16 protein-coding genes are annotated in these 12,176 nt (G+C 40.3%); 8 read left to right on the top strand and 8 right to left on the bottom strand.

From position 1 onward, the window contains the following. Window positions 1–20 precede the first annotated feature (20 nt). Complete coding sequence (locus B3C94_RS13105) at window positions 21–827, bottom strand: alpha/beta hydrolase (RefSeq protein WP_293904335.1); 807 nt, start codon at window positions 825–827, stop codon at window positions 21–23. Window positions 828–1,006: 179 nt separating this feature from the next. On the opposite strand from B3C94_RS13105, the gene B3C94_RS13100 reads away from it, so the two are divergent. The 3 genes from B3C94_RS13100 (at window position 1,007) to B3C94_RS13090 (ending at window position 2,652) form a co-directional block, all read left to right on the top strand. After that, window positions 1,007–1,447, top strand: a complete 441-nt coding sequence (locus B3C94_RS13100; protein WP_293904333.1) for an SRPBCC family protein — start codon at window positions 1,007–1,009, stop codon at window positions 1,445–1,447. A gap of 240 nt (window positions 1,448–1,687) precedes the next feature. Next, on the top strand, window positions 1,688–2,146 hold the full coding sequence (locus tag B3C94_RS13095; protein WP_293904331.1) for a MaoC family dehydratase: 459 nt from the start codon (window positions 1,688–1,690) through the stop codon (window positions 2,144–2,146). Window positions 2,147–2,187: 41 nt separating this feature from the next. After that, on the top strand, window positions 2,188–2,652 hold the full coding sequence (locus B3C94_RS13090; protein WP_293904329.1) for a GNAT family N-acetyltransferase: 465 nt from the start codon (window positions 2,188–2,190) through the stop codon (window positions 2,650–2,652). Here the strand turns inward: B3C94_RS13090 and B3C94_RS13085 are convergent. Then, a complete protein-coding gene (locus B3C94_RS13085; protein WP_293904327.1) occupies window positions 2,649–3,623 on the bottom strand; it encodes a YeiH family protein in 975 nt (324 codons plus the stop codon). The two genes, B3C94_RS13090 and B3C94_RS13085, sit on opposite strands and share 4 nt — an antisense overlap. Before the next feature lie 238 nt (window positions 3,624–3,861). On the opposite strand from B3C94_RS13085, the gene B3C94_RS13080 reads away from it, so the two are divergent. Then, a complete protein-coding gene (locus B3C94_RS13080; RefSeq protein ID WP_293904325.1) occupies window positions 3,862–4,221 on the top strand; it encodes a bleomycin resistance protein in 360 nt (119 codons plus the stop codon). A 75-nt stretch (window positions 4,222–4,296) separates the two neighbouring features. On the opposite strand, the gene cysM is transcribed toward B3C94_RS13080, so the two are convergent. From cysM to B3C94_RS13060, 4 genes are all read right to left on the bottom strand, one after another. Further along, a complete protein-coding gene (cysM, locus tag B3C94_RS13075; RefSeq protein ID WP_293904323.1) occupies window positions 4,297–5,169 on the bottom strand; it encodes a cysteine synthase CysM in 873 nt (290 codons plus the stop codon). A 5-nt stretch (window positions 5,170–5,174) separates the two neighbouring features. Further along, window positions 5,175–5,984 (bottom strand): serine O-acetyltransferase, encoded by an 810-nt coding sequence (locus B3C94_RS13070; RefSeq protein ID WP_293904321.1) that lies wholly within the window; start codon window positions 5,982–5,984, stop codon window positions 5,175–5,177. Between the two features lie 121 nt (window positions 5,985–6,105). Then, on the bottom strand, window positions 6,106–6,489 hold the full coding sequence (locus B3C94_RS13065) for a DUF3037 domain-containing protein (protein ID WP_293904319.1): 384 nt from the start codon (window positions 6,487–6,489) through the stop codon (window positions 6,106–6,108). Continuing rightward, entirely contained in the window at window positions 6,467–7,264 is a 798-nt protein-coding gene (locus B3C94_RS13060; RefSeq protein WP_293904317.1) for a HipA family kinase, read from the bottom strand. Before B3C94_RS13060 ends, B3C94_RS13065 begins: the two co-directional genes overlap by 23 nt. Window positions 7,265–7,567: 303 nt before the next feature. On the opposite strand from B3C94_RS13060, the gene B3C94_RS13055 reads away from it, so the two are divergent. From B3C94_RS13055 to B3C94_RS13040, 4 genes are read left to right on the top strand one after another with little or no spacing between them, the layout of a single operon-like run. After that, window positions 7,568–8,110 carry a DUF1599 domain-containing protein gene (locus tag B3C94_RS13055; protein ID WP_293904315.1) on the top strand — a complete coding sequence of 181 codons (543 nt, stop codon included), beginning with the start codon at window positions 7,568–7,570 and terminating at the stop codon, window positions 8,108–8,110. A 7-nt stretch (window positions 8,111–8,117) separates the two neighbouring features. Then, window positions 8,118–9,302 carry a BT_3928 family protein gene (locus tag B3C94_RS13050; RefSeq protein WP_293904313.1) on the top strand — a complete coding sequence of 395 codons (1,185 nt, stop codon included), beginning with the start codon at window positions 8,118–8,120 and terminating at the stop codon, window positions 9,300–9,302. A 5-nt stretch (window positions 9,303–9,307) separates the two neighbouring features. Then, window positions 9,308–9,823 carry a shikimate kinase gene (locus B3C94_RS13045; RefSeq protein WP_293904311.1) on the top strand — a complete coding sequence of 172 codons (516 nt, stop codon included), beginning with the start codon at window positions 9,308–9,310 and terminating at the stop codon, window positions 9,821–9,823. Next, window positions 9,824–10,765 carry a glycerophosphodiester phosphodiesterase family protein gene (locus B3C94_RS13040; protein ID WP_293904309.1) on the top strand — a complete coding sequence of 314 codons (942 nt, stop codon included), beginning with the start codon at window positions 9,824–9,826 and terminating at the stop codon, window positions 10,763–10,765. Between the two features lie 737 nt (window positions 10,766–11,502). Here B3C94_RS13040 and B3C94_RS13035 read toward each other — a convergent pair. Beyond that, a complete protein-coding gene (locus tag B3C94_RS13035) occupies window positions 11,503–11,799 on the bottom strand; it encodes a hypothetical protein (RefSeq protein WP_293904307.1) in 297 nt (98 codons plus the stop codon). Between the two features lie 8 nt (window positions 11,800–11,807). Continuing rightward, window positions 11,808–12,017: a hypothetical protein gene (locus tag B3C94_RS13030; protein WP_293904305.1), complete on the bottom strand. Its 210-nt coding sequence runs from the start codon at window positions 12,015–12,017 to the stop codon at window positions 11,808–11,810. Window positions 12,018–12,176: the final 159 nt, after the last annotated feature.

The following is a 12,176-nucleotide window of genomic DNA, read 5'->3' as shown; positions in this document are numbered from 1 at the left end:
GTCTTTTGAAAGCATCAAAACTATTTTTCAAGCCTGCCGATCCAGTTCATCATCAGTAGGCAGCCGGGAGCATAGACGCCCCCATGATCGAAGCCCTGCAGCTGGTACAACGAGGTTTTGGTATGCCCTACCTGCTTTAAGATTGCTGCCAAATGCGCATTTTCTTCGAATCGTGCAGCCATTTCCAATTGTTGATCGCCAGTGATCAGGAGAATCGGAGGTGCATCTTTCCGTGCAAATGAGAGCGGTGCAAACTGATCAATCTGCGGGATCACCATGGATTGTCCACGTTCTTTTTTAATCGTATAATGCGTATTGGTCTGCCCACTTATCGGAGCCAGTCCTTTTATGCGGTCTGCATCAACACCAAATTTTTGAAGATAATGTTTATCCAAGCCAACCATTAAAGCCAGATACCCACCTGCAGAATGACCTGATACATAAATCTTTGAAGGATCACCACCATAGCTGGCGATGTGCTCAAAGGTCCAAGCGACGGCTTCTGCAGCATCTTCGATATAACCGGGTGCTTTGACTTTTGGGCTCAGTCTATAATTGACGGCCACTACCGCCACACCTTTCTCTTTAAGTTCAAGGGGAATAAATTTGTTTCCTCCCTCTAGACCGCCGCCATGAAACCAGACAATGGTAGCAAAATTTTTACGATCAGTCGGGATATAGATATCCAATTTACAACGTTCTTTCTTATAAGAATCTGGCTCGTCTGGTTTGCAATAAGCAACATCAGTTGTGGTTTTATACTGCTGCGCAAAAATCAAACCTGGAGAAAATAGAAAAAAGAAGATAACAAGCAATTTGGAGGACATATATATCATGTTTAAGTATTAGATAGCATAAAGTTAACAAAACTCTATTAAAACCATTTGGTTAGGTTAAAATAAGTTTCAGCTTTACACTTTTTATAATATCTTGTTATTTATCTGACAACAGATATAACAAAACACAAATTTTCCTGTTATTACTTAGAGAACATTATTAACATTATATGGAACAGATAAAGATTGAAACCCATATTAACGTACGCGTAGAAACAATCTGGAATGCATATAACTCAGCGGAGGATATTATACAATGGAACCATGCTTCAGATGATTGGCACTGCACGAGCTCAGTCAATGATTTACGCATCGGCGGAAAGTTTAAAAACCGTATGGAGGCAAAAGACGGATCTATGGGTTTTGATTTTGAAGGTACCTATACCGCATTGGATCCCTTTAAAAAAATAGCCTATGTCATGCCGGATGGCCGTCATGTTGAAGTCAGCTTTCATGAAAAAAAGTCCGCCACGGATGTCACTGTAATTTTCGATGCAGAATCGGAAAACCCTATTGATATGCAACGCAATGGATGGCAGGCCATACTTGAAAATTTCAGATCCTACGTTGAAAATACCTATGGTAATACGCAGACAATGCAGTCGCATTGAGGATAAACAAGCTTTGCCGGCCCTATGTAAATAATTTGTTCTTTAAAGACTGCATGGAATATCCAGTTTATCTTCATCAATGTCGGTGTACCAAACTCGTGGATATTTGATTTGATGATCATTTGAATAAAGGAAATGCATAGGATTCCTAAAACTATAGCTATATTTAGCCACTAATTCATATCTCCTCTTGGTAAATTAGGGGATCGATACCAACAAAACGCGATAAAGAGATCACATATGACAATAATTAACAATTATGAAGAGTACAAAGCCTTTGAAGGAAAATCATTAGGCGAATCCCAATGGCATGTTATTGATCAAAAACAAATTAATCAATTTGCGGATGCAACCCTTGATCATCAATGGATTCATTTGGATAGCGAAAAAGCAAAAACTGAAAGTCCTTTTAAATCGACTATTGCCCATGGCTATCTGACTTTGTCACTCATTCCTTATTTATGGAAACAGATTGCTGAAGTACGGAATGTTAAAATGGAGATCAACTATGGGATTGAGAATTTGCGTTTTGCACAACCCGTTTTGGTTGACAATGCTGTACAGCTACATACGCAAGTAAAATCGGTCGTCAATTTGAGAGGGGTTATTAAAGTTACCATTGAAGCTACATTGAAAATCAAAGACAGTGCAAAACCGGCTTACGTGGGTGATGTTATCTTCTTATATCATTTTAATTAATTCAGGCTTTAGACGCAAGGCAGTTAGCGAAATCTTTATAAATGCGCGATAGCTTTCAAATAAAACTTATCACAAATCATAAGGATTACCCTTATGATTTGTTGCTTTTAGCAGATGAAACAGTTGCTGCGATCGACAAATACCTCTATGACTCTCTAGTTTATGTTGTATTTGAAACAGCAAAGCCGATCGCTGTTTTCTGTTTATATCCAGTCGATTCTGAAACCTTGGAAATTAAAAATATCGCTGTATCGCCAGACTTTCAATCCATGGGGTTGGGAAGTCAGTTACTTGAGTTTATCAAAACGAACTACCAGCAATATCCTAACCTAATTGTTGGCACTGCAGATTGCGGATTGGCCCAAATCCGTTTTTATGAACGAAATGGCTTTGTTAAATACGCTATCCGTAAAGATTTTTTCATCGAAAATTATGAGCTGCCTATTTATGAAAACGGCACATTATTGAAAGATATGATTATGCTGCGATATACTTTAGATTCCTAGAGACAAAAATAGATATAGACAAGCACTGGTATTGATAGGCCTAGCCACAATATTACGCCCTGTAATATAGCCTTAAAGCCTACTGACAACAGGACTTCCCTAGACAAACTTGCTCCAATTAAAAACAACGTTAAGGTGAGCTCCATTTTGGAAATATGGACAACATAGCTTCCGATATGTTGAAAAAAAGGGATATAACTCATTAAGATAACGGCCAGCACAAATAGCCCGATAAAATAAGGTATTTTAATTTTTGCTCCCTTGGTTTTGAAAGCTAATGCACTTAAAAATGCGATTGGAATAATCCACAGGGCTCTTGTTAATTTCACTGTCGTCGCGACCTGCAGTGCCTCATTGCCATATTTACTCGCCGCGCCAACTACTGAACTTGTGTCCTGAATAGCGACCGCGCACCATAGACCAAACTGTGTCTGTGTGAGTTCAAGCAAATGACCGATGACCGGAAAGACAAATAAAGCGACGGCATTGAGTAAAAAAATCGTTCCTAAGGCCACACTGACCTGTTTCTCATTGGCTTTTATGGTCGGTGACACCGCGGCAATAGCGCTTCCGCCACAAATTGCTGTACCAACGGAAATCAAATAAGCAGTCACCTTTTCCAACTTAAGCAGCTTCCCCAGGAGATACCCCAATGACAATGTTCCGATGATGGAAATAACGGTCAACATAAATCCCTGCTTCCCAGTCTGAATAGCCGAGTCGATATTTATCCCGAATCCAAGTCCAACGACAGAGATCTGCAATAAAATCTGTGTAGCCCTGTGATTGATTGCCAAAAAGGGGTGGCCGATCCATTGTGCAACGATGATACCTAGGAGTAAAGCCAGCGGTGCTGAAATGAATGGTGTCAAACACAAGATGAATAAGACGATAAAAATGATTTCCCGAACGGATACTTTGCGATTGAGCAATTGTCGGTAACGAATTGCTGTATTTATTTTTTTGTCCATGACAATGATACCTTGATTTGGCACAAAATTGAATAACTCTTAATTATTTTAAAAGACACAATTACAAATAAGTCATAACCAAATGTTATTAATAAAAAATTACAGGTCAAGAAACTCAAAAAAATCAGGCATAAAACGAGCAAACCTAACAGAAACGAGATTAAAGTATTACGATAAATGATTATATTTCAACTAGGTTATTCATATGGATTAAACTCGACTTATTAATTATATACAGATGACACTGACAGCCATTCATCCCAAACTGCCCATGCGCAACAAAACCATCACAAAAGATTTTTATCTACATAAACTTGGATTTTCATTATGTGGAACAGTCGAGTACGAAGGTTACCTGATGCTAAAAAAAGACCATATTGAAATTCATTTTTTTGAATTCCAAGAACTTCCACCCGAAGAAAATTATGGTATGGTCTATATCCGTACAGACGATATTGATCGTTTATATCAATCATTTCAAGAAAATAGCGTTGCCATCCATCCCAATGGCCAACTTGAAACTAAGCCATGGGGGCAGCGTGAGTTTTCGATTTTGGATCCCGACAGCAATCTACTCACATTTGGCGCTGATAGCTAGCGGCAAAAAGCCCACTATAGATCGCTTTAAGTAAGCAAAGATCCATAGTGGGCTTGGTATTGTTCGTATTGGTTCTTAGCCAAAAAGATCTGAACTCAAATAGCGATCCCCGCGGTCACAGGCGATAAAGACAATAAGACCTTCTTCGATTTCATTTGCAATTTTTAGTGCTCCGGCAAAAGCTCCGCCGGTACTCATTCCTGCAAAAACGCCTTCACGCTTAACGAGCTCGCGAGCAAGCGCTGTAGCCTCCTGCTGGGATATATCAATGACGCGATCGACCCTGCTTGGATCAAAAATTTTAGGCAGATAGGCTTCGGGCCAACGCCGTATGCCTGGTATGGAGGATTCAGGTGTGGGCTGGCAGCCTACGATCTGAATGGCTGCATTTTTTTCTTTCAGATAGATGGAGTTTCCCATAATTGTTCCAGTAGTCCCCATAGCACTGACGAAATGCGTAATTTTGCCTTCGGTATCGCGCCAGATTTCAGGTCCCGTTGTTTTGATATGCGCTTCGTAATTATCTGGATTTGCAAATTGATTCAATATAAAATAGCCTTCTTTTTCGGCTTTTTCTTCTGCATAATCGCGACATATTTCCATGGATTCCAATAAAGTAACTTTCGCCCCGTAAGCCTCCATCGTAAGCGTTCGCTCCCGCGTTGAAGAGGCTGGCATCACAAGCTCGAGGTTAAGTCCATATATACCTGCAATCATTGCCAATGCGATTCCTGTATTGCCACTCGTTGCCTCAATCAATTTGCTATCTTTTGTAATATCGCCCCGCTCCATTGCCGAACGGATCATATTTAACGCCGCACGATCTTTAACTGAACCAGCAGGATTATTCCCTTCCATTTTCGCAAAGATCCGCACTTTGGGATTTGTATGAAATTGTGTAATCTCTACTAAGGGAGTATTTCCTATGGTATCTATGATATTTCCCATGGTATCTATATTATTGGTTTTGAGTCTATAAATTTTGATGAAGCCTGGTGATACACGGTAGTATAAGGCTCTACAGAACTAGTCAACCACACATTCCCGCCGATAACTGAATGATGGCCGATGTGTGTTTCACCACCGAGGATTGTGGCTCCAGAATAGATGATCACATGGTCACCTATCGTGGGATGGCGTTTTACATTGGAAAAAACCTTATCCACACTCAACGCTCCTAAGGTTACACCCTGATAAAGCTTCACATAGTTACCGATGGTACAGGTTTCGCCGATCACCAGCCCAGTTCCATGGTCAATATGTAAATGATGACCTATCGTTGCTCCGGGATGGATATCAATCCCTGTTTTGGAATGCGCATGTTCTGTCAATATACGGGGTATCAAAGGTACACCCAACCGATGTAATTCATTGGCCATACGAAAGATACAGATCGCAAAGAATCCCGGGTAGGTGCGTACGACTTCTCTCTTATTCTGTGCGGCAGGGTCTCCTTCCATTAACGCGTCCGCATCCCAGCACATCAATTCATAAAGCTGCGGAATCCGTTCAAAAAACCGGTGTGCTACCTCCGAATGATTGCAGCTTTGACATGCCTTGGATTTACTCAAGAGCTGCTCCAACTCCAATTCAAATTGTTCAAAAGCGAGCTTTACATCATCGACCGATTTCATCTCGCCAGAATTTCGTTCCGGGAAGAGTACATCCACAATTCGGATAGCCCATCCACAGATCTTCTTATTAGAAGGCATTTCTAGGACAGCCAATTGCTGTTCATAGATATGTTGATAAAAATCATGCATCTTCACTAGTTTATTAAAACAAATATACTATACAATATTGATAGATTAAGCCTTATTATTAAATCTTGAGTCCATTGACCATCATTTATTGCCCCTTAATAAAAGGCGCAATTCTTTCAGCTTAAAGGACCAATCGTTCAAACAGCTCTTTCAATGTCGCTTCGGGGTCCTCACACAATCCGGGATGCGATGCCGAACATTGAATCAGGGTACTCCGCTTGGCTGTCAGCCAACGGAATCGTTCGGTCATATCCAGTGCCGCAAGTTTGCCGGCATCCTTTTCCCCATGGCAGATTCGCTGGAAGGAAGAAAGATGATTCTCAATCAATTCCAATTCTATATCCGGACAAAGCGATCGGACCTTTTGTTCATTGACCAGATAAACCATCTTCGCAAAACGATGCTTACGACAGTAAAGAGCTACACCTACATTGATAAATTCCTCTCGCTCCACTCGTGGTATTAAACGTACCACAGCATACTCATATACGGTCTTTTCTGGCATCTTCTATTTGTTTTACAAAAATGGATGAATGTCCTACACGTCTGTTCAGGAAAGAAACATACACTTCGCGCGCATCGGCAGCCGAAAGCTCGCGTTCAGGATCTTCAAGCCATTCATCGGGTACCACAGCTAATATTCCCCGAAATGCGGCTTCCGTAAAAAGAGAACGGTATTCCTGATCTATTTTCTCCACCATACTGGCATTTTTTAGCAATACGTGATCTTTAATCTGAACAAATGGTTTTAGGGATTGTTCTTCCCAGTTATCCCAACTGTGATGGAAATATAAGGAAGCGCCGTGGTCTATCAACCAAAGTTCTTTATGCCATATCAGCATATTTGTATTCCGCACGGTGCGGTCAACATTCATCAAGAGAGAATCCAACCAGACAATTTTCGATGCTTCCTCCGCGCCGATAGCATCAACATTCGCATCAAATGTGATGGCTCCACTCAGAAAATGAAGTCCCAGGTTTTTGCCTACACTAAATTTGAGCAGGTCCTGAATTTCCTCATCGGGCTCCGTCCGGCCAAAGGATTCGTCCAACTCCGCAAATACAATTTCGGGAACTCTCAATTTTAGCAATCTTGCCAGCTCTCCACCGATCAGTTCAGCGATCAATGCTTTTCGTCCCTGACCTGCCCCTCTAAATTTTATAACATAACTAAAGCCGTCATCGGCATCGACTAATGCTGGTAAAGATCCACCTTCCCGAAATGGCTGAACATATCGGATGATCTCTACTTCTCTAATAACAGGTTGTTTAAAATCCATGAATTTATATTTTTACGATCTTCAAAGTTGGCAATACCGTGCAAACTGATCAAACTTATCTAAAGTTACCTATATTTAAACGTTTGAGGCTATAGGAAACGAGAAATTGACGCCATGCACTTGCACAATACAGCTGCCCCTTGTTATTGCGAACTTTTAATTGTGGTAATATCCAAAATTATTGCTTATATTTTAGCAATAAAGCACAAATTGTACATTCATTTGACCGTTGGAAGTATTATTTTCTAATTATATTTGTAGTGTAATCACAACTTGTCTCATCAAGTTTCTTCAATCAACGATATGGATACCATTCAGGAATATAACAGTGTTATCAGACATTGTCAGGATTTATTTATTAAAAAAACAAAAGATTATGGAACGGCATGGCGGATTATGCGCCTATCTTCCATTACGGATCAGATTTACATTAAGGCACAACGTATACGCACGCTAGAAATCAAGAAGGTTTCCAAGGTGGGCGAAGGAATTGTTGACGAATATATCGGTATTATCAATTACTGTGTCATGGCCATGATTCAGATTGATTTGGGTGAAGATGGCGAAGAAAATTTGGATCCTACCTTTGTGAATCAGAAATATACCGAAAAGGTTACTGAAACCAGAGACCTCATGCTTGCCAAAAATCACGATTATGGTGAGGCATGGCGCGATATGCGAGTCTCTTCCATGACGGATCTTATTCTGATGAAAATACACCGCGTTAAACAAATTGAAGATAATGATGGACAAACCCTTGTCTCCGAAGGCATTCATGCCAACTATCAAGATATGCTCAATTACGCAGTTTTTGCATTAATTAAATTAGGAATCGCACAACAATAATCGGATTATGACAGCTACACAGCAGCGTACCAAAACAAATTATCTTTTAGGATTTTGCCGGATTTTTACGGGACTTCTTTTCATATTCTCAGGTTTTATTAAAGCAAATGACCCGACAGGGTTTGGCTATAAGCTCCAGGAATACTTTGAGGTCTTTCATCTCACAGCTTTTAACGAATACGCTACTGCCATCGCTGTGGTAATCTGTGGCTTTGAAATTTTGTTAGGAGCACTGTTATTACTGGGGGTCTATGCAAATGCCGTTGCTTGGGGCCTGCTGCTGCTGATCCTGTTTTTCACCTTTCTAACCTTCTATTCGGCATTTTTTGAGGTCGTTACCTCATGTGGCTGTTTTGGCGATGCCATCCCACTCACACCTTGGCAATCATTTTCTAAAGATCTGGTGCTCTTGGCGTTGATCCTTATTATATTTTTTAACCGAAAACAATTACGATCAATTATCAAAGGATCAGGCAATCAATTCGTTGCTACTTTGATTACTGCGATCATCTCCTTAGGTATTGGTGTTTACACCGTAAACTACCTCCCCTTTATTGATTTCTTACCCTACAAAGTTGGTAACAACTTGCCTTCGCTCATGGTGTTACCTGAAGGCAAACAAGGTGATGTGTTTGAGCAAATCTATACCATGAAAAATAAAAAGACGGGCGAGACAAAAAAGGTCAATGACAAAGTCTATATGGCTGATAAACTATGGGAAGATGAATCATGGGAAATTATAGGTGAGCCTGAGAGTAGATTAGTAAAAAAAGGATATGACATCCCTATTCCTGATCTCTTAATTACAGACGCTGATGGTGCAGATCATACACAGGAAATCATTGCCAACCCTTATTATAATCTTGTAATCGTTGCAAAAGATCTCTCTTCAACCAATATTGACGCTATCCAAAAGATCAACCAGGCAGCCATCCAATTAACAAAAGATTATAATGGACTCCGCGTTGTTCTATTGACTGCTTCTGCATCCAAAGACGCTCAATATCTGAGTGATAAAATGCAATTAATTGCGGAGATCTTCTATGCCGATCTCATTCCTTTGAAAAGTATGGTCAGAGCAAATCCCGGCGTACTGCTGCTAAAGGGAGGCAATGTTGTAGGAAAATGGCATTACAATAATTTTCCGGATGCCAAGACCATTGAAGATAAATTTCTAAGTAAAGACAAATAACAAACATGCCTAAACCTATATTTTTGATTGGTTATATGGGAAGTGGAAAAACTACCCTGGGTAAGAAACTTGCTGCCAAACTTGAACTCCCTTTCATTGACACAGATGAGGAGATTGTAAAACAAATTGGCATGAGTATTACCGAATATTTTGGTCAACATGGTGAAGACGCATTCCGGGCTTTAGAACGCGAACAATTGCGTAAATTTGCTGAGAATGCGGCCGTAATATCTACCGGTGGCGGTGCCCCCTGTTTCTTTGATAACATGGAATGGATAAAGGCGAATGGTTATACCGTCTATTTACAGATGTCACCCAAAGCACTTTTTGATCGCCTTTCTCAATCAAAATTACACAAGAGGCCTATTCTGATCGGAAAATCTCCTGAGGAACTCCGCGTATTTATTGAAGAAAAGTTGACCGAGAGGGAACCCTACTACACACAGGCACATCTGACCATCGACCAGTTAAATACGAGCTTGGAGACATTAGCCGATCTAATTAATCAGCACAATAAATAGATGATGAATATCCGTATACGACACTACTTCCTTTTATTGATCTGCTTTGTGGCAAGCAGCTGCTTTCGTAATGGAGCCAATACAGATGGATTGCCAGTGGGTAAACGTATACAGCTTCAGAATGTAGAGGAATTATATCAGTTTCTGACCTATGACGATAATCGCTATCCTTTGGTCAGTTTACATCGTGGTGGCCCGGCATCCGGATACCCTGAGAATGCTATCGAAACATTTTCATATAACGCGAGTCTGCAGCCTGTTCTTGTTGAGTGTGATGTCCGCATCAGTAAAGATTCAGCATTGGTGTTGATGCATGACAATACATTAAACCGTACAACCACAGGCAGAGGACCTGTAAGTGCCAGCACTTTATCGGAACTCAAACAACTCCGTCTATTAGATAACAACAAAAAAATAACGCCCTATAAGATCCCGACGCTGGAAGAAGCATTATCCTGGGGAAAAGGAAAGGTAATTTTCACGTTAGACATCAAGAACGATGTACCCTATGAAGCTGTTATCAATGCTATTCGTAAACAACGCGCAGAATCTAGTGTAGTCATCATTACCTATAGTGCCAACCAGGCCGCCAAAGTCCATAGCCTTGCCGGAGACTTAATGATTTCGGCTTCTATCAATACGACAAATGATCTGGCAAGACTCAATGAAAAGGATATCCCCGACAATCGTTTATTGGCCTTCGTTGGAACACGGGAAGCGGATCCCCAATTGACAAAAGTACTACATGACCACGGCATCATGTGTATATTGGGCACACTTGGTAACCTGGACAAACAGGCCGACAAAAAAGGATTCCAAGTCTATGCTGGATTTATTGACCGCGGCGCCGATATATTAAGTACAGATCGACCTACAGAGGCTGGTCGAGCGCTGAATTTCTATATCAAGAAAAGAGGGATTACTTCGAAATTTATTCAATAGTGCTCCTATAACTTTTTTCCTTCGAATCAATATAGAAATCATTGCGGCATATTAATCATTACTCCGTCAAGTGAGCGCATCGAACGCCATATTACATCCTATCGTTAGATCTTCCAATGATCCCTTTGCCCTGGATAAAGTAGTTACCTAAGCTAATCGCTGCCCGTATAGATTTTAAATCATCAACTTAAACCAAGGTTCATCAAACCTTCTTTGCTGCAATCCTTTTGACCAATTTATAGATCTCGAACCATATTGAAGCCTTTAACCTAGGAGTTTCAGCTTTTATGGCGAAGCCTTTTAGCCCATGAGAACTCCTACTACGGGTCAACCGTCTGAAAAGTCACCAAATGGAAACTAAATCCATTTCAGATAGTCTTTCATAAAACGTGGAGCCTGTCTTTTAGATATACCCTATCAATTGGCTAAATTCATTTTTTCAATAATTTAAAAACTTTGTTCTTTTTAGCACAGGATGGATAAATTCAAGTTGGACAGAGAAAATTTAGATTGAAACATGACAGCCCTTTCGTGTGAAAATGCCTTAAAACCGAACTGTCCATGGCAACTGCCCAAGCTATTTCCATTGATCCCTGTTTTAAATAGGCCATTTTTTCCCTTTGGGCAATACAACAAAGCAATCTTGACGCTATAATGGAAAACAAGGGTGTACTAAGACCATAGGCTACTCTTATACTATCCACGCGCGGATACATCAACCAAAAAAATACAAGCTTTCACCATACGTCGCGATTGGATGCACGCAAGGTTTCCTTAGCATAATTTGCTACTTCATCGTCCTCATCTACGGTCTTTAAACGCAGACGTAAATTTTCTAACCAATCGGCTAGGGCATCCATAACGGTTTCACCGTTTCCGAATATACCTTGATGTGGATCTGGCCCCAATAGGCACCAATAGGAAGTTTCCTCTCTAAATACCACTGGACGAAGTGATCTAATTTCAGCAGGCAATTCATCCGATTCAAAATCAAGCGGTACAATTTTATCCGTAGCTATTTTCATTTGTTCCATAATGCGTATTACAATTTTTCAAGCTCTTCGTCCGGCCAAGTTAGCAGCTCTTTTAACAAGTAAGTTTTTGGTACAGTATCTGCCGTGTCCTGTGCAAATTGCCGTAGAAATTCCTGTAGATCACCCTCAATTTTAATTAATTTACCATCTTGTAGCACATCGTATCCCTGCGCTATCCAGTCTTCAATTTTTTTCTTACTGATTATTAGTTTCTCCATCTTTTTCTTCTTTGCAAAATATTAAAACAGTTCAGTGATATAGAACAATCCCACCTTAGATTAGCTATTGAAAGCAGTCCTTTTGCAACTGGAACAATTCCATTGCGTAGATAGTTGGCGTTATTTTAAATTATCCATAAAAAAAACACATTAAAAGAT

This window comes from Sphingobacterium sp. UBA5670 (genome assembly GCF_002420705.1).
GTDB lineage: Bacteria > Bacteroidota > Bacteroidia > Sphingobacteriales > Sphingobacteriaceae > Sphingobacterium.
The sequence above is the reverse complement of the archived record's forward strand: the minus strand, read 5'-3'. Positions and strand labels throughout refer to the sequence as shown.